The following is a 21,820-nucleotide window of genomic DNA, read 5'->3' as shown; positions in this document are numbered from 1 at the left end:
CTACAAGAAAAGCTACGGTCCGAACAGCACGAGCTCGGTATCCGTGAGATCACCCAGCCGCGGGCGGTGCGGGCCCTTGAAATATTTGCGGCCGCGGCGCTCGGTATAAATGCCGACCAGGCCGGGGATCGGTTCGTTGGCATCGACGATGACGGAAATCTTGCCGAGCCGCAGCAAGAGCCGGCCGATCCGGCCGGCGCAAGCGGCGTATTCGGCGGCGCTGCGGCAGTAGATCAGCTGCATCGCCGGCGGTGCGATGAAACCGCGGCGGATACGCACCGGTTGCAGGATGAAGGGGAAGGTGCCCTTCGGCGTGCGGCAGACCAGGCTCAGGCAATTGTAGCGCGCATGGCGTGTCAAAAGCTCGGTCTCGGCTTCGGAGAGGCCCTCGACCTGCTTGGCGTGTGGCGAGATGACCTCGATCTTGCTCCAGCGCGGGGCGCGCGACAACGCCGGCACCGAGAAGAACAGGCCGCGGCAATAGGCGCGAAAGCCCTGCGTCTCGATGATCGGCCAGGTCCACACCGCCGGGCTGATGTTGAGATAGGTCACGTGCTTGTGCCGCTGGGCGATCTTGGTCAGCAGCGGCGCGTAATTGCGGTAGGCCGGCTCTACATACCAGCTCGACAGATTGCACTGGATGGCGGTCTCCTCGCCATCCTTGCGCGTGGTGTAGATCAGGAGCAGCACGCCGACCGGTTCGCCGTCATTGTCGAGCATATAGCCGAAGCGCGGATAGCCGTCCGGAACCGGCCGGAAGGCCTGCCGGCGCAGGCCCTGGATCCAGTAGTTGCGTGAGCGGCCGACGAAGCCGCGCGTCAGCAAGTCCGCGATGCCATCGACATCGGACTCGGTGATCTCGCGGCATCGGACCTTGGTGTGGATCACGCTCGTCTTGCCCGTGGAAATGGTCGGCCCCTTGCCTTAGCGCCAGCCTTCACCGTGGGCATCAGCCGCGACTTGCGGCTGGAGGCCCAGAATGTCCCGAACCTTGGCGGGCCAGGCTGAAAGATCGGTGCCGTGGGTGTGGAACATCGCGACGGCCAGACGGTCCATGCCGAAGGCGACACAGCCGGTATGGGCGGGCTCGCCGTTGGCGTCCTGGATGCTCCAGGTCGTGCCGAAATGTTCGCGGTGATAGTTGAAGCTCATGCAAGCGGTCGGCTGCTCTTCCGAGCGCAGCGGGATCAACAGTTCGAACTTGAGCTGCTGCTGCTTCTGGCTCACGGCCTTCATCTGGCCGACGCGGCCGAAGAAGGGATCGCTGGCATAGTCGACGCGGAAGGTCAGGCCGAGATCGGTGGCGATCGCCTGCGCGCGCACCATCCAGCGCTCACGGAAATCGGCGACGTCGTCGGGCGTGCCGATGCAGACATATTCACGCATCCGGAACGATTGCAGCCGGTCGAGATGCTTTGACGGCTCGCGGCGGAAGCAGTCGGCGGCGACGTCAAAGCGCAGGCCGCCCTTCGGCAGCTGGCCGCGGCTTGCCGCGATCGGATAGACGGGATAGCAGGCGGCTGGCGACAGCACGAGGTCGGCCGGCGAGAGCGATGAGGTCCAGTCGCCGCCGGCATCGAAGCGGCTCACCGCGGCGTTGATCTCGCGCTCGGTTCCATGCAGGCCGCAGACGCAGCCAAGCAAATTCGGAAAGCTCTTGAGGTAGCCAGACTTCTCCAGCTGGGCACGGCTCATCACCGGCGGGAAGCGCATCACTTCGGTCCCGGCCTCGCGGTGACGAGTGATCAGCGCGGCGAGACGCTCGACAATGCCTTCATAGAGCGCGGTGCGGGCGTAGACGCCGTCCGAGCCCATGCGGTGGAACAGCTTGTCGGCGAGATGATCGAGCGGATCTGCGATCTGCGGCGCGGTCTCGGGCGAGTCGGGGAGGACGGCAATGTTCATGGGATGGTGTCCTGCTATCTCAAAATTGTTCTTGTTGATTTAGTCGCGAAGGCTTGTCGGGATGCCGCTCATCAACGTCGAGGTGGCGGCGTTGGCCAGAATGCGGTCGTTGTTGATCATGATCGGCGACGACAGCACGTCGCGCAGATGGCGGCCCATGGTGAACTCGCCGTCGTTGCGGTAGCCGGAGAGGCCGGTGGTGCGCATCGCATGCATCACGGTCTCGACCGCGAGCTCGGAGGCCTGCACCTTCAGCAGCGTTATCGAGGACTGGAAGTCGAGCGAGCCGAGCGCGCGCTCGTCGTGCTCGGCGCGGGCAAAGGCGTCGAGATTGGCAGCGATCAGCGCGCGGAGTTTTGCCAGCGACATTTTTGCGGCGGTGAAGTGCGCGGCGGCCGGCGGCATCTGACCGCCGGAGGAGCGCGCAGCCTTGCGGATGAAGGCTTGCGCGCGCGCGACAGAAGCAGCGGCAATGCCGGCCCAGGCCGATGACCAGCACAGATGCGCGAACGGCGTCATCGTCTGCGCGTGGATCTTGTCATACGCTTCCGGGAAGACGCGGTCGGTGGGGCAATCGACCTTCAGCTCGAAACCTGTCGAGCAGGTGCCGCGCATGCCGAGCGTTTCCCAGCCTTGCGTCTGCTTCAGCGAATAGTCGTCCTTGGCGAGCGCCAGCAGCACCTGGTCGGATGCCGCGGCCTCGGTGGCGCGGCGGGCGATGGTGACGAGGCCGTCGGCCTCGGCGCCGTAGGAAATCACGGTGGCGTCGCGCACCAGCGAGACGGTGTCGCCGGCGTGGTCGACGGCAGCCGCGCTGGCGCGGATGTTGCCGCCGTTCTGGCCCTCGGTGGTGGAGGAGGCGAGCAGCCACTGGTCGCGGGCGACCCGGCGCATCATGGTTTCCATCCAGGGGATGCCGTGGCCGTGCCTGATAACGCAGGCAACCTTGGTCTGGTGCATCGCGTAGATCATCGCCGTCGAAGCGCAGGCGCGGCCGAGCGTGTAGCAGATGTCGCTGACGTCGTAGATCGAGGCGCCGAAGCCGCCGAGCTCGACCGGGATCATGACGCCGAGCAGCTTTTGCTCACGCGCGGCATCGAAAGCCTTGTGGGGAAAGCGGGCGTCGCGATCGACGCCGTCAGCGTCGGCCGCAGCCACAGTGGCGGTGCGGGCCGCGCGCTCGATCAAGGAGGGGCCCTGCTCGAGAAGGCTCGTTTGCGTTTCGTCGACAGTGAGGATCGCTTCACGCACGTTCATGCTCGTCCGCCTCCGCTTCGCCGTTCGAGACCGAGAGGCACCATTTGCGATGCCATTCACGCCATCCGACCATCTTTGCTTGTAGAGTGAGGCTACGGATTTAATTCAAATTCGTCGATGAAATAGAGGGTAAACGAAGCCAAATTCCGAACGAACAGTTAAGGCCCAGTTTTTTGCGTCGCCGAAAAATCCGGTATGGCGTTAGCCATTTGGAAGAGGCATCGATTTTAGACAATCTGAGTCATCGTTTACTAAGAATTGCGAAGTAAGGGTCGCGCCCATTGCGGGATCGGGCCCCCCTGCCCACCGTAGCTGGCAGTCCGGTCCGACCTCGATAGACAGATGGGAATTTGCCGATGCAGGCCTTCGATACCGAATTGCGCAGTCGCATCATCAAGCTGGTGAAGGGCATCCTTGAACAGAACTCGCTGTTAGCTGATGTGACGCCGCAGGCCAAGCTCGTCGATGTCGGCCTGACCTCGATGGACATGGTAAACCTGATGCTGGGCGTCGAAGCCGAATTCGACTTCACCATCCCGCAGTCCGAGATCACGCCGGAGAATTTCCAGTCGGTCGAGACGCTGGAGCGTATGGTCGCGACGCAGCTGCGGCCTGCGACCGCGGCTTAGCCCTCGGTGTCGTCCTGGCGAAAGCCAGGACGACACCGAACATGTGGCGAGCGCCTTGCCCCAACGCGGTCACTCTCCGCCATCCCCGTTCCAAAACCTCCTCAAAACTGGCATAGCTTAACCATGTCGCAGGTGGCGGACAGGGTGGAGCAGGCATGACGCAGGCGGTATTGGGCATCATCGGCGGCTCCGGCATCTACGACCTGCCGGGGCTCGAGGGCGCGCACGAAGAGGTGATCGAGAGCCCCTGGGGCGAGCCGTCGGCACCGGTGCGGCGTGGCACCATCACGGGGCTGCCGATCGTATTCCTGCCGCGCCACGACAAGGGCCACCGTCTGTCGCCCTCCGACATCAACTATCGCGCCAATATCGACGTGCTGAAGCGCGCCGGCGTCACCGATCTGATCTCGCTGTCGGCCTGCGGTTCCTTCAAGGAGGCGATGCCGCCCGGCACTTTCGTTCTCGTCGACCAGTTCGTCGACCGCACCCACAAGCGCGAGAGCTCGTTCTTCGGCAAGGGCTGCGTCGCGCATGTGTCGATGGCGCACCCGGTCTCGCCGCGGCTGCGCATCCATCTTGCGGCGGCGGCCGAAGCCGAGGGCATCGCGATTGCACGCGGCGGCACTTATGTCTGCATGGAGGGGCCGCAATTCTCTACCTATGCGGAGAGCATGACCTACAAGACGCTCGGCTATTCCGTGATCGGCATGACCAACATGCCCGAGGCAAAACTCGCGCGTGAGGCGGAGATTTGTTACGCCACGGTCGCGATGGTGACGGATTTCGATTGCTGGCATCCCGATCACGACGCCGTCACCGTGCAGGACATCATCCGCGTGCTGACTTCGAACGCCGACAAGGCGAAGGCGCTGGTGGCGCGGCTGGCCAAGGATTTTCCGCGCGAGCATGAGCCATGTCCGATCGGCTCGGACCGCGCGCTCGATACCGCGCTGATCACCGCGCCCGAAGCGCGCGATCCGGAACTTCTGAAGAAGCTCGACGCGGTGGCCGGGCGCATCCTGCGCGCGTGAAGCGAAAGGCAGATTGCCATGAAAGTCGACGGCAAGCATTTTCGCAGCATCTGGCGCGAGCGCGACGGCTGGTCGGTTGGCGCGATCGACCAGCGCAGGCTGCCGCATGAATTCGTGGTCGCACGGCTGATCTCGTGCGAGGATGCCGCAGTCGCGATCCGCGACATGCTGGTGCGCGGCGCGCCGTTGATCGGCGCGACCGCAGCTTACGGCATGGCACTGGCGATGCGCGAGGACAGTTCCGACGCCGGTCTAAAGCGGGCCTATGAGACGCTGGTCGTGGCGCGGCCGACCGCGATCAATCTGAAATGGGCGCTGGACGAGATGCGCGCGGCGCTCGTGCCGATCGATCCGGTGGAGAGGGCTGAGGCCGCCTATGCGCGTGCCGACGAGATCGTCGAGCAGGACGTCGAGATCAACCGCGGCATCGCCGGCAATGGCCTCAAGCTGATCGAGGCGATCATGGCTAAGAAGAAGCCGGGCGAGGTCGTTAACGTGCTGACGCATTGTAACGCCGGCTGGCTTGCCACCGTCGACTGGGGCACGGCGACGGCGCCGATCTATCTTGCGCACGAGCGCGGCATCAAGGTCCATGTCTGGGTCGACGAGACCCGGCCGCGCAACCAGGGCGCCTCGCTCACCGCGTGGGAGCTCGGCCATCACGGCGTGCCGCATACGGTGATCCCCGATAATACCGGCGGGCATCTGATGCAGCATGGCATGGTCGATCTCGCCATCGTCGGCACCGACCGTGTCGCCGCCAATGGCGACGTCTGCAACAAGATCGGCACGTACCTCAAGGCGCTTGCCGCGCACGACAACAACGTGCCGTTCTATGTCGCGCTGCCGTCGCCGACGATCGACTTCGCGGTGAATGATGGCATCCGGGATATTCCAATCGAGCAGCGCAGCGGCGCGGAGGTCACCGACATGACCGGCCGCACCGCGGACGGCCGACTGGAGACGGTGCGGATCGTGCCGGAGGGATCACCGGTCGCGAACTACGCCTTCGACGTGACGCCGGCGCGTCTCGTGACCGGCCTCATCACCGAGCGCGGTGTGTTAAAGCCCGACCGCGCCGCGCTCGCCGCCGCCTTTCCCGAGCGGATCGCCGCCGCGGCGGAGTAGGCTCTGGTAGGGTGGGCAAAGGCGCTCTTGCGCCGTGCCCACCATCTGCTTGTGCCAATGGAATTGGTGGGCACTTTTCGCTTTGCCCACCCTACGGCCTTTGTGAATTATGTCAGCTTCAGCCCCGTCACCGTCTCGAGCTCCGCAATCGCCTGGGCGCCGCTGGTCACCTTGATCGTCGTCATGCCCATCTCGCGCGCGGGCTTCAGATTGACGCCGAGATCGTCCAGATAGACGCACGTCTTCGGATCGACCTTCAGTGTCTCGACCATCATCCGGTAGATGCGCGGGTCGGGCTTGCGCAGGCCGATCTTGGCGGACTCGATGACGTGATCGAACAGCACCATCACCTCCGCGACGTAGAGCGAACGTCCGGTCATGCTGCCGATGGCATTGGCGGGCAGATTGTTGGTGATGCAGCCGGTTTTGAATTGTGCCTTGATACGCTTCAGGGCCTCGACCATCTCCGGGCGCAGGTCGCCCTGAAGCAGCGGCAGCACGTCGCGCCCGCGCACCTCGGCGCCGAGCGCGCGTGATTCCTCGGCGAATAGCTTATCGAAGGTGTCGATATCGACCTCGGCGCGCTCGAACTTGGCCCAGGCATTTTCGAGATGATTGGCCGCATTGGTGCGCCGGATGGTGTCGGTCGGTAGCCCGCGCTCGCGCTCGAACCGCGCGAACGCCTCGAACGGCGAGCTCGTCAACACGCCGCCAAAATCAAAGATCACAGCTTCGATCGCCAATGTCCCGCCCTCGTCAATTGCTTTCCAAGACGGCTAGCATGCGCTATCGGCAAGGACCAGTCCGAAGCAATCGCGCCGCTAAGCCGTGTTCCCATGAAGAAGCTCGCAATTCTCATCACAGCCGCACTGCTGCTCGCCACGCCCGCTCATGCCATCGTCGGCGGTGGCACGCCGCAGATGGACGGTGTGGCTCGCGCGGTCGTCACCATCGTCGGCTCACGTGGCAATTTTTGCACCGGCAGCCTGATCGCACCGAAGCTGGTTCTGACGGTTGCGCACTGTGTGCAACCCGGCGCGGACTACAAGATCGTCGATCGCGGCACTGACGGTCAGCCGCAATTGTTGAACGTTCGCAGCGTCGCCATCCATCCGAATTTCAATATGCAGGCGATGCAGGCGCATCGCGCCAGCGCGGACGTGGCACTGTTGCAACTCGATATTCCACTCAAGGGAAAATCGACTGCCGCGGTCGGCGCGCCGAATATTCCAATCCAGGTCGGCAGCCGCTTCACCATCGCCGGCATCGGCGTCACCGTGCGCGGCGATGGCAAGAGCGGCGGCACGACGCGTGTCGCTGCGCTCGTTGCTACCGGACAGCCGGGCACGTTGCAGATCCGGCTGGTCGATCCCGTAACCAACGGTGTTCGCGATGGAATCGGCGCCTGCACCGGTGATTCCGGTGGCCCCGTGTTTGAAGACAAGCCGAACGGTGCCGTGCTTGTCGGCCTCATCAGCTGGTCGACGGGGCCGAATGGCGCGGCCGGCTGCGGCGGATTGACCGGCGTCACGCCGCTCACCCTCTATCGCGACTGGATCTTGCAGACTGCGCGGAGCTGGGGTGCACCTCTGTGATTTGATCGCGAACTGATCTATGTCATTTTGCAGCGAAGGCGCGGTGGGCGACCATGCCCGTCGCGGAGGAAACGCGCCGCCCATCGAGGGCGGCCTCAAAAAGCAAGCAAGGCATAGAAGCAACAATGAATGTCGCTGTTCGCAGTCGCGCCACCACCAGACAGGCCTCAGAGCATTTCGACGTGCTGATCGTCGGCGCCGGCATCTCCGGCATCGGCAGCGCCTATCACGTCCAGAAGCAGCTGCCGGGGACGAGCTTCGTCATCCTGGAGACGCAGGCAACCTTCGGCGGCACCTGGACCACGCATCGCTATCCCGGCATCCGGTCGGACAGCGACCTCCACACCTTCGGCTACAGCTTCAAGCCCTGGGTCGGTCCGCCGATCGCGACCGCCGAAGAGATCCTCGCCTACATGAACGAGGTGATCGAGGACAACGATATCGCGCGCCACATCCGCTACAAGCACAGGATCAATTCGGCGAGCTGGTCGAGCGAGCAAGATCTCTGGACCATCGAGGCGACGACGGATACGGGCGAGCCGAAGACCTTCACTGCGAATTTCCTCTGGATGTGCCAGGGTTATTATCGCCATTCCGAAGGCTATACGCCGGAATGGAAGGGCACCGACCGCTTCAAGGGCCGCATCGTCCACCCGCAGACCTGGCCGGACGATATCGACCTCGCCGGCAAGAAGGTCGTGGTGATCGGCTCGGGCGCGACGGCGGCCACGCTGGTGCCGAACATCGCCGACACATGCGCGCATGTCACCATGCTTCAGCGCTCGCCGACCTATTTCCGTCTCGGCCGCAATGCCATCGAGATCGCGGAGGAATTGCGCCGGCTCCAGGTCGACGAGGCCTGGATCCACGAGATCGTCCGCCGCAAGATTTTGTTCGAGCAGGATGCGTTCACCAAGCTCTGCATCGCCAAGCCCGAGCAGGTGAAGAAGGAGCTGATCGGCCAGATCAGCGCGGTGCTCGGTCCGGACTACGACGTCGAGACACATTTCACGCCAAGCTATCGGCCGTGGCGGCAGCGTATCGCCTTCGTGCCGGATGCCGACCTTTTCAAGGGCATCGCCAGCGGCAAGGCCTCCGTCGTCACCGACGAGATCGAGTGCTTCGTCGAGAACGGCATCCAGCTCAAATCGGGCAAGCTGCTCGAAGCTGACGTCATCATCACCGCGACCGGCTTCAATCTCGCAGCTCTCGGCGACATCGCCTTCGAGATCGATGGCAAGCCGCTTGCCTTCGGCGACACCGTCACCTATCGCGGCATGATGTTCACGGGCGTGCCGAACATGGTCTGGGTGTTCGGCTATTTCCGCGCGAGCTGGACGCTGCGCGTCGACCTCGTCGCGGACTTTGTGTGCCGGCTGCTTGGCCACATGAAGGCGAAAGGCACGAAGAAGGTCGCCGTCGCGTTACGCCCTGAAGATCACAACATGCCGATCCTGCCCTGGATTGATCCGGAAAATTTCAACCCCGGCTACATTATGCGCGACATGAACCTGTTGCCGAAGCGCGGCGACAAGCCGGAATGGCAGCACAGCCAGGATTACTGGACCGAGAAGGACGAGATCCCGAAGACGGATCTGGATGACAAGGCGTTCGTGTACGGGTGAGGGGGCGCGTTAGCGCCTCAACTCATTCGCGGCTAGGAATTCTTCCGCGTCGTATTCGCGGCAATCGCCGCGGCCGCCGTCCGGTTCTCTACGCCCAGCTTGGCGTAGATCTGCTCCAGATGCTTGTCGACCGTGCGCGGGCTGAGGCCCAAAATCTGCGCGATGTCGCGGTTGGTCTTACCTTTGGAGAGCCACGCCAGCACCTCGCCTTCGCGGGTGGTGAGGCCGAGCTCACTGGTGAACTCCGGCGGCAGCGCGGTGCCGGATTCCTTGGAGAGCCGCAGCAGGAATTCGTTCGGGCCGAGCTCGCCCATGTAATAAAATCGTAGCTGCGGATTATCGGGGAGCGAGGCGGCCTGCGATTTCGATCCGCCCTTGCCCTTGTGCGCCTGTTCCAGCCATTGCAGCAGCGATGGCGGCAGTCTGATCTCTTCGCCCGTGGGCGCGCCGTGGTGGTCGGTCAATAATTTCTGCGCCTGCGGCGTTGCCCAGAGAATGCTGCCCTGGCGGTTGACCGCGAACAGGAAGCGGCCGGAGACGTCGAGCGCGGCACGGGCGCTTTGCGTCAGCCGTGCATTGCCGAGATGGACGCGGATGCGCGCCAGCATCTCCTCGATCACGATCGGTTTTGTCACGTAGTCGACGCCGCCGGCTTCCAGCCCGCGCACGATGTGCTCGGTTTCGGCGAGGCCGGTCATGAAGATCACGGGCACATTGGCAAGGCCCGCGTCGCGTTTGAGCCGGCGGCAGGTTTCGAATCCGTCGATGCCGGGCATCACGGCGTCGAGCAGCACGATGTCGGGTGTGATCTGGTCGACGATGCGCATTGCGGCCGCGCCATCGAGCGCCACCATCACCGTCATGCCGGCGCCGTCGAGGGCGTCGGTGAGCAGTCGCAGCGTCTCCGGAGAGTCGTCGACAACGAGCGCGACGTCGCGCTTTTTTGGCTCAATGCTCATAAGCATGCAGTGTTTTCAATGTTGCCATGTACTGGTCGAGATCGAAGCGATCGACCAGCGACCGCATTTCCGCGACGAAGTCGGCATGCTCGGGATGCTCGCCGCCGATCTCGTCCAGCTTCAACTGGATGCCCTTGACGTAGCCGATCTGGCCGAGCCCGATCAGCGCCTTGATGTGCTTGACCGGTGGACGCGAGCCACTGTCCGGTCGCCACAACGGCACGGCAATCTCGTCAGAGCCGTATTGCCATTCGATCTTCAGCAGTTGACGGATGCTTTCCAGAAGCCGCGGGATGTCGATCGGCTTCATCAGATAGCCGTCGTGGAAGGGCTGCGCTAGCGGCGCGCCGTGGGCTTCGAGCGCGCTGGCCGACACCATCAGGATACGCGCCTGGTGATGGCCGCTCGCGCGCAGCGTCTCCGCGACCGTCCAGCCGTCCATGCCCGGCATCGAGATGTCGAGCAGGAACAGGTCGGGCCTGCAGTGCTGCGCCAGCGCCAGGCAGCCCGGGCCGTCGGCGGCGCTGAGCAGGATGAACCCGAGTGGCGTCAGCACCTCGCGCAAGAGGTCGCGGTGAACTGGATCGTCGTCGGTGATGAGGATGGTCTTGCGCGCGCCGTGATAGCCGGAGACCGGCGCTTCCACCGGCGCGGTGCGCCTGGGATTGGTGACCTCCGACAGCAGCATCTTCACCTTGAACGTGCTGCCGGTGCCGACCGTGCTGGTGACCTTGATGTCGCCACCCATCACGCCGGCGAGCAATCGGCTGATCGTGAGCCCCAGTCCCGTGCCGGTATGCGGTTGCGAGACCCCAAGTGCACCGCGTTCAAACGGCGCGAAGATGCGTTCGAGGTCGTCACCCTGGATGCCGGGGCCGGTGTCGATCACCTCGAACTCGGCGACGGGACTGCGATAATGCACCACAAATTGGACGCTGCCGGTCTGGGTGAACTTGATCGCGTTTGACAGCAGGTTGATCAGGACCTGGCGCAGCCGCTTCTCGTCGGCATAGACCACCGTCGGCAATGTCGGCGGCCGCCTGAAGACGAAGTCGATGCCCTTGGCGCCGGCCTGGAGGCGGAACATGCCGACGAGCTGATCGAGGAAATCGCTCAAGCGGACCTCATCGCGGGAGAGATAAAGCCGTCCCGCCTCGATCTTGGAGATGTCCAGAATGCCGTCGATCAGGCCGGAGAGATGATCGGCGCTGCGGCGGACGACGCGGACCTGGTCGCGCGGCTTGGTGTTCAGCGTCGAATCCTGCTCCAGCAGCTGGGCATAGCCGCTGATCGCGTTCAGCGGCGAGCGCAGCTCGTGGCTTAAGCCGACCACATAACGGCTCTTGGCGAGGTTGGCGGATTCGGCGACCTCCTTGGCACGTTGAAGCTCGGCGTCGGTGCGCTTGTGCGCGTCGATTTCCTGGATCAAGAGCGTGGTCTGCCGCCGCGTCTCGGCTTCCGCCGCACGGCGGCTCTGCTGCGCCAGCACGAACAGCCAGGCGACCACGCCGATGATGATGCTGAGCGAGAAGAACACCTTCCACAGCACGTTGGAGACGAGCATGTTATCGCCATGCACGCTCGCCGAGGTCTGGAGGTAGATCAGCCCGAGCACCAGCGCGACGAGGCCGGCAGAGACCACGAACACGCCGATGTAGTGACCGAACTGCGAATTGATCCGCGCGTAGATCGGTTGCGGAAGGATCTTGCTGAGCGCGTCGGCGAACTGCGCCTGTGCGCGTCCATGCGGTTTGCAGAGGTCGTGGCAGCGCGCGTCAAGCGAACAGCAAAGCGAGCAGATCGGTCCGGCATAAGCGGGGCAGGAGGTGGTGTCCTCCGGCTCGAAATGGTGCTCGCAGATGCAGCACTGGATCGATTCGATATTGGCCCAGCTCCGCTTCGGCTTGCGTGCGATGTAGAACTTGCCGTCCGTCAGCCACGCGATGATCGGCGCGGTGACGAAGGCGACCGTCAGCGCGACGAAGGCGGCGAGCGCCTTCATGGTCGGGCCGAACAGGCCGTAGAAGGCGGCGATCGAGACGATGATCGCGAGCGTCATCGCGCCGACGCCAACCGGGTTGATGTCGTAGAGATGCGCCCGCTTGAACTCCATCTGCGGCGGACGCAGGCCGAGCGGCTTGTTGATCACGAGGTCGGACACCAGCGCGCCGACCCAGGCGATCGCGACGTTGGAATAGAGCGCGAGCGTCTGCTCCAGCGCCTTGTAGACGCCGATCTCCATCAGCAGCAGCGCCACCATCACGTTGAACACCAGCCAGACGACGCGGCCGGGATGGCTATGGGTCAGCCGCGAGAAGAAGTTCGACCATGCGATCGAGCCGGCATAGGCGTTGGTGACGTTGATCTTGAGTTGCGACAGGATCACGAAGAAGCCGGTCAGCGCCAGCGCGAGGTCCGGCTCCGACAGCACGTAGCGAAACGCCACGAGATACATATGCGCGGGCTCGGCGGCCTCTTCGGGTGGCACGCCGTGGCTCAGCGCAAAGAAGGCGAGGAAAGAGCCGGCCATGAGTTTCAGCGCGCCGAGCACGATCCAGCCAGGCCCGGCGCTCATCAGCGCGATCCACCACGACGCCTTCGAGGTGCGGCGGTCGCGCGGCAGGAAGCGCAGGAAGTCGACCTGCTCGCCGATTTGCGCAACCAGCGAGAACACAACCGAGGACGCGACGCCGAACGGCAGCAGATCGAAACCTCCACCGAGGTCGCCGTGCTCGCCGGCAAAGTTGTGCCACTCCGTGAAGGAGTGCGGGCTGGCCCATGCGATCGCGGCGAACGGCAGGATGTGCAGGACGACCCAGAGCGGCTGCGTCCAGAGCTGGAAGCGGCTGATCAGCGTGATGCCGTAGGTCACGAGCGGTATGATCGCGACCGCGCTGATGAGGTAACCGATCGGGCGCGGGATGCCCAAACACATCTCCAGCGCGGTTGCCAGGATCACCGCCTCGATCGCGAAGAAAATAAAAGTGAAGGAGGCGTAGATCAGCGAGGTGATGGTCGAGCCGATATAGCCGAAACCGGCGCCGCGGGTGAGGAGGTCAATGTCGATGCCGCATTTGGCGGCATAATAGGCAATGGGTACGCCGCAGCAGAAGATGATGGCGGAAACGACGAGGATCGCGGCGGCGGCGTTGGTGACGCCGTAATTGAGGGTGATGGTGCCGCCGATCGCTTCAAGCACCAGGAAGGAGATCGCGCCGATTGCGGTGTTGGCGACACGGGCGGCGGACCAGCGGCGCGCGCTCTTGGCGGTGAAGCGCAGCGCGTAGTCTTCCAGCGTCTGGTTGGCGACCCATTGGTTGTACTGGCGCCTGACGCGGTCTATTCGCTGCCGCCCTGCCACTCTAACCCCACTTCCGAAACTGCCGGATCCCTCGCAAATCCCGTACCAAAAGCCTACGTCGGTATTTTGCGGTGCAGTATACGCGATCTTGCGTATGCTTGCGCTGCACAAATTCGAGCCATCCTCACAGGACCAATCGCGTGTCCTCGAACAAAAGTGGGGTGCTCATGTCAGACGAAGCAAACAAGGGCCTGTTGTCGCCGCTCCGGCGTAAACTATTGATGGGAATGGCGGCCGTGCCGGCCATCACGATGCTGCCGCGGGCGTCATTCGCGCAGGCTCCGGCGACCTCGGCGGTCAACACCACCGGCCTTGCGGTCACTGACACCGAGGTGACGGTCGGCATCCTGCATTCGGCGACCGGTACCATGGCGATCTCCGAAACCGGCTCGATCGAGGCCGAAAAGCTTGCCATCGAGCAGATCAATGCCGCCGGCGGCGTGCTCGGCCGCAAGATCAAGTTCATCCAGGAAGACGGCGCCAGCGACTGGCCGACCTTCGCGGAGAAAGCGAAGAAGCTGCTCGTCAACGACAAGGTCGCGGCGATCATGGGTTGCTGGACCTCGGCCTCGCGCAAGGCGGTGCTGCCGGTCGTCGAGCAGTACAACGGCATGCTCTACTATCCGACCTTCTATGAAGGTCTCGAGCAGTCCAAGAACGTGATCTACACCGGCCAGGAGGCGACCCAGCAGATCCTCGCCGGACTGAACTGGATCGCCAAGGAGAAGGGCGCCAAGTCGTTCTTCTTCATCGGCTCCGACTACATCTGGCCGCGCACCTCGAACAAGATCGCGCGCAAGCATGTCGAGAACGTGCTGAAAGGCAAGGTCGTCGGCGAGGAGTACTATCCGCTCGGCAACACCCAATTCAACTCGGTCATCAACAAGATCAAGCTGACCAAGCCCGACGTGATCTTCACTGACGTCGTCGGCGGCTCCAACGTCGCCTTCTACAAGCAGCTCAAGGCGGCCGGCATCGACCTCTCCAAGCAGGCGCTGCTGACGATCTCGGTGACCGAGGACGAAATCGACGGCATCGGTGGCGAGAACATCGCGGGCGCCTATGCCTGCATGAAGTACTTCCAGTCGCTCGACAATCCGAACAACAAGGCCTTCGTGCCCGCGTTCAAGAAGATGTGGGGCGAGAAGACCGTGATCGGAGACGTCACCCAGGCTGCCTATCTCGGCCCGTGGTTGTGGAAGTTGACGGTCGAGAAGGCCGGCTCCTTCGACGTCGACAAGATCGCGGCGGCTTCGCCCGGCGTCGAGTTCAAGGGCGCGCCGGAAGGTTACGTGCGCATCCACGAAAACCATCACCTCTGGTCGAAGACCCGCGTGGGCCGCGCCAAGCTCGATGGCCAATTCGAGCTGATCTACGAGACCGCCGATCTCGTCGAGCCGGATCCATTCCCGAAGGGTTACCAGTAAGAGACGCGGCGTTCGTCGTCGTCTTCCCTGAAGGCAAAACCGCTCCCTGGCGTGGATTGCAAGTCCATGCCCAAGACCCCCGCGTCGCGAATCCGCTCGCGACGCGGGACCTCATCCCTGACGGAGGACATCGATGTTCGGCGACTACTCGCTTGGTGACCTTGGCTCCATCTTCGTCATGCAGGGTTTTGCAGGACTGATCCTGTTCTCTGTCTATGTGCTGATGGCGCTGGGACTCGCGATCATCTTCGGCCAGATGGGCGTCATCAACATGGCCCATGGCGAGTTCATGATCCTCGGGGCCTACGTCACCTGGATGACCTCGAATTTCTTCCAGTCCTATTTGCCGAGCCTTTTCAGCGGCTACTTCTTCCTCGCAATGATCCTTGCCTTTGTCGCATCAGGTGCGCTGGGAATGCTGGTGGAATGGGTGCTGATAAAGCACCTCTACAAGCGCCCGCTCGATACGCTGCTCGCCACCTGGGGCCTCAGCCTGATGCTCCAGCAGGCCTATCGCTCCGTGTTCGGCGCGCGCGAGGTCGGCGTCGAGCTGCCGCAGTGGATGCTCGGATCGCTGCACGTCACCGACAGCATCGAAGTGCCGATCAACGGCGTCTTCGTGATGTGCCTCACCGTGCTGATCACCATCGTCGTCGCCTATGTGATGTACAAGTCGCGCTGGGGCCGCCAGGTCCGCGCGGTGGTGCAGAATCGCATCATGGCCGGCGCCGTCGGCATCAACACCGAGAAGGTCGACCGCTACACCTTCGGCCTCGGCTGCGGCATCGCCGGCGTCGCCGGCAGCGCCTTCACCATGATCGGCTCGACCGGACCGACGTCGGGTCAGCTCTACATCGTCGATACGTTCCTGGTGGTCGTGTTCGGTGGCGCTGCGAGCCTGCTCGGCACCATCGCCTCGGCCTTCTCGATCTCGCAAACCCAATCCACCCTCGAGTTCTTCATGTCGGGCTCGATGGCCAAGGTGCTGACGCTGCTCGCCGTGGTCGGAATCCTGATGCTGCGGCCGCAGGGGTTGTTCGCCCTTAAGGTCCGCAAGTGAGAAAATGAGGCTGATGCAATGACCGACAGTCGGTTCTTCAATCGATCGGAGCTCATCGGGATTCTGGTGCTCGCGGTCTTCCTGGTGGTGGTCCTGCCGCTCACGCTCGACGTCTTCAGGCTCAATCTGGTCGCGAAATACCTGACCTACGCTTTCGTCGCGCTGGGTTTGGTGATTTGCTGGGGTTATGGCGGCATCCTGAGTCTTGGGCAGGGCGTCTTCTTCGGGCTCGGCGGCTACTGCATGGCGATGTTTCTCAAGCTCGAGGCATCGAGCGTGGAGAACACCAAGATCCAGTCGACACCCGGCATTCCCGACTTCATGGACTGGAATCAGATCACGGCGCTGCCGCTGTTCTGGAAGCCCTTCAACAGCCTCACCCTCACCATCGCCGCCATCATTCTTGTGCCCGGCATCTTCGCCTGGATCATCGGCACCGCGATGTTCAAGCGCCGTGTCGGCGGCACCTATTTCGCCATCATCACCCAGGCGGTTGCAGCCATCCTCACCATCCTGATCGTGGGACAGCAAGGCTACACCGGCGGCATCAACGGCATGACTGATCTGCGGACGCTGAAGGGGTGGGACATCCGGCCCGATCACGCCAAGGTCGTGCTGTACTTCTTCGAGGTCGGATGCCTGTTCGTCTGCATCATGATCGCGCAGTTCGTCCGGCACTCCAAGCTCGGACGCATCCTGGTCGCGATGCGCGAGAAGGAGGACCGGGTCCGCTTCTCCGGCTATAGCGTCGCCAACTTCAAGATCTTCGCCTTCTGCATCGCCGCCGTGTTCGCCGCGATCGGCGGCGCGATGTTCGCACTCAATGTCGGCTTCATGTCACCGTCCTTCGTCGGCATCGTGCCGTCGATCGAGATGGTGATCTACACCGCGGTTGGCGGCCGGTTGTCGATCCTGGGCGCAATCTACGGCACGCTGCTGGTCAATTTTGCCAAGACCAGCCTGTCGGAAACCTTCCCCGAATTGTGGCTGTTTGGCCTCGGCGGCCTGTTCATCGCCGTGGTGCTCGCATTCCCGAACGGGCTTGCCGGGATCTGGGGCGACTATGTGCAGCCGCGCATCGATCGCCTGATCTCGTTGCGCAAACCGAAACCCGCCGGCTGGACCGACGATTCAGTCGCCGACGGCGCCCCGGCGGAGTGAGGACATCATCATGCTCGTAGGTCACCAGCCCAAGGAATTTTTGCTCGCCGTCGAAGCGCTCACCGTCTCGTTCGACGGGTTCAAGGCGGTCAACGATCTCTCATTCTACGTCGACGAAAACGAGATCCGCGTCATCATCGGTCCGAACGGTGCCGGCAAGACCACCGTGCTCGATCTGATCTGCGGCAAGACCAAAGCGACATCCGGCTCGATCCAGTTCCGCGGCAAGGAGCTGACGCGGATGAAGGAGAACGAGATCGTCAAGACCGGGGTCGGCCGCAAGTTCCAAAACCCGTCGATCTACGACGATCTCACGGTGTTCGAGAATCTGGAGATCTCTTATCCGCGCGGACGTTCGGTGTTCGGTGCGCTGACCTTCACCCGCGACGCCGCGGTGCGCGACCGGGTGCATGAAGTCGCCGAGATGATCTTCCTGAAGGATCGGCTGAACATGAGTGCCGATCTGCTCAGCCACGGCCAGAAGCAGTGGCTCGAGATCGGCATGCTGCTGATCCAGGACCCGGACCTCTTGATGCTCGACGAGCCCGTCGCCGGCATGAGCGTCTCCGAACGTGCCAAGACCGCTGAGCTGCTCAATCGCATCATCAAGAACCGCTCGGTGCTGGTGATCGAGCACGACATGAAGTTCGTCGAGGACATCGCGCACAAGGTCACTGTTCTGCACCAGGGCCAGATCCTCTCCGAGGGCACCATGGACAAGGTGAAGAACGATCCCAAGGTCGTCGAAGTTTATCTGGGGCACTGAGGTATGGCGAAGTCGAGTGAGCCCGCTGCGGCAGTGACGGTGTACCTCTCCCCTTGTGGGAGAGGTCGGATCGCGCAAGCAATCCGGGTGAGGGGTATCTCTCCGCGCGTCAAACCGCCTGTCGCATGCGCAGATGCAGACCCCTCATCCGTCGCGGACTTCGTCCGGGCCACCTTCTCCCACAAGGGGAGAAGGAAGGCGTTCGCGGCAAAACGGCCTCATCAAAATTCACACTGACCCGGGAAGTTATCATGCTGGCAATTTCCGATCTTCACGTCGCTTACGGCCAGAGCGAGGTGCTGCACGGGCTCAACGTCAAGGTCGCGCCCAACGAGATCGTTGCGATCATGGGTCGCAACGGCATGGGCAAGACCACGCTGATGAAGTCGCTGATGGGAATTCTGCCGGCGAAGAGCGGCTCGGTGACGATGGATGGCGCCGAGCTCGGCAATCTTCCGAGCTATGAGCGCGTCGCCAAGGGTCTCGCCTATGTGCCGCAGGGCCGTATGATCTTCTCCACCATGACGGTGAAGGAGAACATCGAGACCGGCCTCGTCGTCTCCGGCGAATCCGAGGTGCCCGGCAGCATCTACGAATTGTTTCCGGTGCTGCTGGAGATGAAGGGCCGCCGCGGCGGCAATCTCTCCGGTGGGCAACAACAACAATTGGCGATCGCGCGTGCGCTCGCGACCAAGCCGAAAGTGCTGCTGCTGGACGAGCCTACCGAAGGCATCCAACCCTCGATCATCAAGGAGATGGCGCGCACCTTGAAGCGCATCCGCGACGAGCGTGGATTGTCGATCGTCGTGTCCGAGCAGGTTTTGAGCTTCGCGCTCGATATCGCCGACCGCGTGCTGGTCATCGAGAACGGCGAGATTGTGCGTGATGATCCGCGAGCCAGCGTCGATGCCGCGCAGGTCTCGAAATATCTGTCCGTCTAACCAACCGTAGTAAAAGGGGAGCATCTCGATGCCAGAGACACTGATCAAGGTCGATCTCACCAAGTCGGCCTATGAAAATGACATGGTGCACAACCGCTGGCACCCCGACATTCCGATCGTGGCCTGGGTCAATCCCGGCGACGATTTCATCATCGAGACCTATGACTGGACCGGCGGCTTCATCAAGAACAACGATTCCGCCGACGACGTGCGCGACATCGATCTCTCGATCGTGCACTTCCTGTCTGGCCCGATCGGCGTCAAGGGCGCCGAGCCCGGCGATCTCCTCGTCGTTGACCTGCTCGACGTCGGCCCGCTCAAGGAGAGCCTCTGGGGCTTCAACGGCTTCTTCTCCAAGCAGAATGGCGGCGGCTTCCTCACCGACCATTTCCCGCTGGCGCAGAAGTCGATCTGGGACATCAAGGGCCTCTACACCTCGTCGCGTCACGTGCCCGGCGTCAACTTCGCCGGCCTGATCCATCCCGGCTTGATCGGCTGTCTGCCCGATCCGAAGATGCTGGACATGTGGAACAGGCGTGAGGCCGAGCTGATCTCGACCAACCCGACCCGTGTGCCCGGCCTGGCCAACCCGCCATTCGCGCCGACCGCCCATGGTGGCCGTGCCAAGGGCGACGCCAAGGCCAAGATCGGCGCGGAAGGCGCACGCACCGTGCCGCCGCGCGAGCATGGCGGCAATTGCGACATCAAGGACCTCTCACGCGGCTCGAAGATCTATTTCCCGGTCTACGTTCCCGGTGGCGGTCTCTCGATGGGCGATCTGCACTTCAGCCAGGGCGACGGCGAGATCACCTTCTGCGGCGCCATCGAGATGGCCGGCTGGCTGCATCTCAAGGTCGAAATCATCAAGGACGGCGTGGCGAAGTACGGCATCAAGAACCCGATCTTCAAGCCGTCGCCAATCACGCCGAACTACAAGGACTATCTGATCTTCGAGGGCATCTCGGTCGACGAGGCCGGCAAGCAGCACTATCTCGACGTCCACATCGCCTACCGCCAAGCGTGCTTGAACGCTATCGAGTATCTGAAGAAGTTCGGCTACTCCGGCGCCCAGGCCTATTCGATCCTCGGCACCGCGCCGTGCCAGGGCCATATCTCCGGTGTGGTCGACGTGCCCAACGCCTGCGCCACGCTGTGGCTGCCGACGGAGATCTTCGACTTCGACGTGATGCCGTCGTCGGCCGGACCCATCAAGCACATCACCGGCGATATCCAGATGCCGATCTCGCCGGACAAATGATCCCTGCGCGACGGGATGCGGGACGGCGCCTGTTGGCCGCCCCGCATCCGCCGCGAGGAATAGTGAACAGGCAATAGCGTAGGGATGATGCGATGCCGGTCTATGAATATCTCTGTGACGACTGCGGACCCTTCAAGGATTTGCGCCCGATGGCGGAATGCGACGATCCGCAAAGCTGCCCGCACTGCGAGACGCTCGCGCCGCGGGTGATCCTGACCGCACCGAATTTCTTCTGCATGCCGGCGGAGAAGCGAAAAGCCCACGCCGTCAACGAGCGCAGCTCGCACGCGCCCCAGACGCTTGCGCAATACAAGGCCTCGCATGGCCCCGGTTGCGGCTGCTGCTCGTCGGGGAAGACCGTCAAGGACAAGATCTCGACCGACAAGAAGAGGCCCGCGCGGCTGATGACCAAGACAAAAAGTGGTGCCAAGGGCTTTCCCACCGCGCGGCCCTGGATGATCAGCCACTAACGCCACGCGCCAACATCAAACGAACAAAGTACAGGAGCGCTCAACATGCTTCACGGCGATATTTCCAGCAGCAACGACACCGTCGGCGTCGCAGTGGTCAACTACAAGATGCCCCGCCTGCACACCAAGGCCGAGGTGCTCGATAACACCCGCAAGATCGCCGACATGATCGTCGGCATGAAGGTCGGCCTGCCCGGCATGGACCTCGTGATCTTCCCTGAATATTCCACCCAGGGCATCATGTACGACTCCAAGGAGATGTATGAGACGGCCTCGATGGTGCCGGGCGAAGAGACTGCGATCTTCGCCGAGGCCTGCCGCAAGGCGAAAGTCTGGGGCGTGTTCTCGCTCACCGGCGAACGTCACGAGGAGCATCCGCACAAGGCGCCCTACAACACGCTCATCCTGATGAACGACAAGGGTGAGATCGTGCAGAAGTATCGCAAGATCATGCCGTGGGTGCCGATCGAAGGCTGGTATCCCGGCAATTGCACCTATGTCTCCGAGGGGCCGAAAGGCCTCAAGGTCAGCCTGATCATTTGCGACGATGGCAATTATCCGGAAATCTGGCGCGACTGTGCCATGAAGGGCGCCGAGCTGATCGTGCGCTGCCAGGGCTACATGTATCCGGCCAAGGAACAGCAGGTCATGATTTCCAAGGCGATGGCGTGGGCCAACAACGTCTATGTCGCGGTTGCCAATGCCGCCGGCTTCGACGGCGTCTATTCCTATTTCGGTCACTCCGCCATCATCGGCTTCGATGGCCGCACGCTCGGCGAATGCGGCGAAGAGGATTACGGCATCCAGTACGCCCAGCTCTCGAAACATCTGATCCGTGACGCGCGCCGCAATGGCCAGTCGCAGAACCATCTCTACAAGCTGGTCCACCGCGGCTACACCGGCATGATCAATTCCGGCGACAGCCCGCGCGGCGTCGCGGCCTGCCCGTACGACTTCTACAAGAACTGGATCGCTGATCCCGAAGGCACGCGGGACATGGTCGAGGCGATGACGCGCTCCACGCCGGGCACTGACGAATGCCCGATCGACGGCATCCCGAACGGGGCTGCGGCCAGCAATTATTAGATCACGCCGATGACGGTCGGTCATTGATGTGAACGACCGTCAACACCGCGACCTGGCGGCGCCTCCGCACTTGCGCACCATGACAATTCCGCGCAGCAAAAGAGTTGCTCGGTTGCAACATGGGTTGTCGAATTGGCCCCATGAACCCCCGGACCGGTGAT

At 62.9% G+C, this 21,820-nt stretch carries 19 protein-coding genes; 13 read left to right on the top strand and 6 right to left on the bottom strand.

Annotated elements, in window-relative coordinates; all coding sequences use genetic code 11:
- Positions 1–12: 12 nt before the first annotated feature.
- Genes IC761_RS35240 through IC761_RS35230 form a run of 3 tightly spaced genes read right to left on the bottom strand, consistent with a single transcriptional unit; the run spans position 13 to position 3,162 of the window.
- Positions 13–888, bottom strand: coding sequence for an acyl-CoA acyltransferase (locus IC761_RS35240; protein WP_195801196.1), 876 nt, complete (start codon positions 886–888; stop codon positions 13–15).
- A gap of 36 nt (positions 889–924) precedes the next feature.
- A complete protein-coding gene (locus IC761_RS35235; protein WP_195801195.1) occupies positions 925–1,905 on the bottom strand; it encodes an amino acid--[acyl-carrier-protein] ligase in 981 nt (326 codons plus the stop codon).
- A gap of 39 nt (positions 1,906–1,944) precedes the next feature.
- Entirely contained in the window at positions 1,945–3,162 is a 1,218-nt protein-coding gene (locus IC761_RS35230) for an acyl-CoA dehydrogenase family protein (protein ID WP_195801194.1), read from the bottom strand.
- Positions 3,163–3,518: 356 nt separating this feature from the next.
- Between IC761_RS35230 and IC761_RS35225 the strand changes: the two genes are divergently transcribed.
- The 3 genes from IC761_RS35225 to mtnA all read left to right on the top strand — a co-directional run bounded on the left by IC761_RS35225 (position 3,519) and on the right by mtnA (position 5,950).
- Positions 3,519–3,791 (top strand): phosphopantetheine-binding protein, encoded by a 273-nt coding sequence (locus IC761_RS35225; protein WP_195801193.1) that lies wholly within the window; start codon positions 3,519–3,521, stop codon positions 3,789–3,791.
- A gap of 155 nt (positions 3,792–3,946) precedes the next feature.
- Positions 3,947–4,822 (top strand): S-methyl-5'-thioadenosine phosphorylase, encoded by an 876-nt coding sequence (locus IC761_RS35220; RefSeq protein ID WP_195801192.1) that lies wholly within the window; start codon positions 3,947–3,949, stop codon positions 4,820–4,822.
- An 18-nt stretch (positions 4,823–4,840) separates the two neighbouring features.
- Positions 4,841–5,950, top strand: coding sequence for an S-methyl-5-thioribose-1-phosphate isomerase (mtnA, locus tag IC761_RS35215; RefSeq protein ID WP_195801191.1), 1,110 nt, complete (start codon positions 4,841–4,843; stop codon positions 5,948–5,950).
- Positions 5,951–6,057: 107 nt separating this feature from the next.
- Here mtnA and IC761_RS35210 read toward each other — a convergent pair whose 3' ends face one another.
- Positions 6,058–6,693, bottom strand: coding sequence for an HAD-IA family hydrolase (locus IC761_RS35210; protein WP_195801190.1), 636 nt, complete (start codon positions 6,691–6,693; stop codon positions 6,058–6,060).
- Between the two features lie 93 nt (positions 6,694–6,786).
- On the opposite strand from IC761_RS35210, the gene IC761_RS35205 reads away from it, so the two are divergent.
- Positions 6,787–7,545, top strand: coding sequence for a S1 family peptidase (locus IC761_RS35205; RefSeq protein WP_195801189.1), 759 nt, complete (start codon positions 6,787–6,789; stop codon positions 7,543–7,545).
- Positions 7,546–7,670: 125 nt separating this feature from the next.
- A complete protein-coding gene (locus IC761_RS35200) occupies positions 7,671–9,170 on the top strand; it encodes a flavin-containing monooxygenase (protein ID WP_195801188.1) in 1,500 nt (499 codons plus the stop codon).
- A 32-nt stretch (positions 9,171–9,202) separates the two neighbouring features.
- Here the strand turns inward: IC761_RS35200 and IC761_RS35195 are convergent, their stop codons facing one another.
- Both IC761_RS35195 and IC761_RS35190 read right to left on the bottom strand, forming a co-directional pair.
- Positions 9,203–10,135, bottom strand: a complete 933-nt coding sequence (locus IC761_RS35195; protein ID WP_195801187.1) for a response regulator — start codon at positions 10,133–10,135, stop codon at positions 9,203–9,205.
- Complete coding sequence (locus IC761_RS35190) at positions 10,119–13,490, bottom strand: hybrid sensor histidine kinase/response regulator (protein WP_195801186.1); 3,372 nt, start codon at positions 13,488–13,490, stop codon at positions 10,119–10,121. Before IC761_RS35190 ends, IC761_RS35195 begins: the two co-directional genes overlap by 17 nt.
- Before the next feature lie 167 nt (positions 13,491–13,657).
- On the opposite strand from IC761_RS35190, the gene urtA reads away from it, so the two are divergent.
- From urtA to IC761_RS35150, 8 genes are all read left to right on the top strand, one after another.
- A complete protein-coding gene (gene urtA / locus IC761_RS35185) occupies positions 13,658–14,917 on the top strand; it encodes an urea ABC transporter substrate-binding protein (RefSeq protein ID WP_195801185.1) in 1,260 nt (419 codons plus the stop codon).
- A 133-nt stretch (positions 14,918–15,050) separates the two neighbouring features.
- A complete protein-coding gene (gene urtB, locus IC761_RS35180; protein ID WP_195801184.1) occupies positions 15,051–15,977 on the top strand; it encodes an urea ABC transporter permease subunit UrtB in 927 nt (308 codons plus the stop codon).
- A gap of 18 nt (positions 15,978–15,995) precedes the next feature.
- Complete coding sequence (gene urtC, locus IC761_RS35175; protein ID WP_195801183.1) at positions 15,996–17,138, top strand: urea ABC transporter permease subunit UrtC; 1,143 nt, start codon at positions 15,996–15,998, stop codon at positions 17,136–17,138.
- A 10-nt stretch (positions 17,139–17,148) separates the two neighbouring features.
- Positions 17,149–17,904 (top strand): urea ABC transporter ATP-binding protein UrtD, encoded by a 756-nt coding sequence (urtD, locus tag IC761_RS35170; protein WP_195801182.1) that lies wholly within the window; start codon positions 17,149–17,151, stop codon positions 17,902–17,904.
- Positions 17,905–18,155: 251 nt separating this feature from the next.
- A complete protein-coding gene (urtE, locus tag IC761_RS35165) occupies positions 18,156–18,845 on the top strand; it encodes an urea ABC transporter ATP-binding subunit UrtE (protein WP_195801181.1) in 690 nt (229 codons plus the stop codon).
- A 28-nt stretch (positions 18,846–18,873) separates the two neighbouring features.
- Positions 18,874–20,103: a formamidase gene (gene fmdA / locus IC761_RS35160; RefSeq protein ID WP_195801180.1), complete on the top strand. Its 1,230-nt coding sequence runs from the start codon at positions 18,874–18,876 to the stop codon at positions 20,101–20,103.
- Positions 20,104–20,195: 92 nt separating this feature from the next.
- Entirely contained in the window at positions 20,196–20,573 is a 378-nt protein-coding gene (locus IC761_RS35155; RefSeq protein ID WP_195801179.1) for an FmdB family zinc ribbon protein, read from the top strand.
- Between the two features lie 45 nt (positions 20,574–20,618).
- Complete coding sequence (locus tag IC761_RS35150) at positions 20,619–21,659, top strand: aliphatic amidase (RefSeq protein ID WP_195801178.1); 1,041 nt, start codon at positions 20,619–20,621, stop codon at positions 21,657–21,659.
- Positions 21,660–21,820: the final 161 nt, after the last annotated feature.

The organism is Bradyrhizobium commune, from assembly GCF_015624505.1.
Lineage (GTDB): Bacteria > Pseudomonadota > Alphaproteobacteria > Rhizobiales > Xanthobacteraceae > Bradyrhizobium > Bradyrhizobium commune.
Note: the sequence above shows the minus strand (reverse complement) of the source record. Positions and strands in the feature narration are given on the sequence as shown.

What these genes read in the sequence shown, in the direction of transcription:
- mtnA (WP_195801191.1), top strand. Translation starts at nt 4,841, where the DNA reads ATGAAAGTCGACGGCAAGCATTTTCGCAGCATCTGGCGCGAGCGCGAC.
- IC761_RS35230 (WP_195801194.1), bottom strand. Translation starts at nt 3,162, where the DNA reads ATGAACGTGCGTGAAGCGATCCTCACTGTCGACGAAACGCAAACGAGC.
- urtC (WP_195801183.1), top strand. Translation starts at nt 15,996, where the DNA reads ATGACCGACAGTCGGTTCTTCAATCGATCGGAGCTCATCGGGATTCTG.
- fmdA (WP_195801180.1), top strand. Translation starts at nt 18,874, where the DNA reads ATGCCAGAGACACTGATCAAGGTCGATCTCACCAAGTCGGCCTATGAA.
- urtA (WP_195801185.1), top strand. Translation starts at nt 13,658, where the DNA reads ATGTCAGACGAAGCAAACAAGGGCCTGTTGTCGCCGCTCCGGCGTAAA.
- IC761_RS35235 (WP_195801195.1), bottom strand. Translation starts at nt 1,905, where the DNA reads ATGAACATTGCCGTCCTCCCCGACTCGCCCGAGACCGCGCCGCAGATC.
- urtB (WP_195801184.1), top strand. Translation starts at nt 15,051, where the DNA reads ATGTTCGGCGACTACTCGCTTGGTGACCTTGGCTCCATCTTCGTCATG.
- urtE (WP_195801181.1), top strand. Translation starts at nt 18,156, where the DNA reads ATGCTGGCAATTTCCGATCTTCACGTCGCTTACGGCCAGAGCGAGGTG.
- IC761_RS35150 (WP_195801178.1), top strand. Translation starts at nt 20,619, where the DNA reads ATGCTTCACGGCGATATTTCCAGCAGCAACGACACCGTCGGCGTCGCA.
- IC761_RS35155 (WP_195801179.1), top strand. Translation starts at nt 20,196, where the DNA reads ATGCCGGTCTATGAATATCTCTGTGACGACTGCGGACCCTTCAAGGAT.
- IC761_RS35195 (WP_195801187.1), bottom strand. Translation starts at nt 10,135, where the DNA reads ATGCTTATGAGCATTGAGCCAAAAAAGCGCGACGTCGCGCTCGTTGTC.
- IC761_RS35220 (WP_195801192.1), top strand. Translation starts at nt 3,947, where the DNA reads ATGACGCAGGCGGTATTGGGCATCATCGGCGGCTCCGGCATCTACGAC.
- IC761_RS35225 (WP_195801193.1), top strand. Translation starts at nt 3,519, where the DNA reads ATGCAGGCCTTCGATACCGAATTGCGCAGTCGCATCATCAAGCTGGTG.
- IC761_RS35205 (WP_195801189.1), top strand. Translation starts at nt 6,787, where the DNA reads ATGAAGAAGCTCGCAATTCTCATCACAGCCGCACTGCTGCTCGCCACG.
- urtD (WP_195801182.1), top strand. Translation starts at nt 17,149, where the DNA reads ATGCTCGTAGGTCACCAGCCCAAGGAATTTTTGCTCGCCGTCGAAGCG.
- IC761_RS35200 (WP_195801188.1), top strand. Translation starts at nt 7,671, where the DNA reads ATGAATGTCGCTGTTCGCAGTCGCGCCACCACCAGACAGGCCTCAGAG.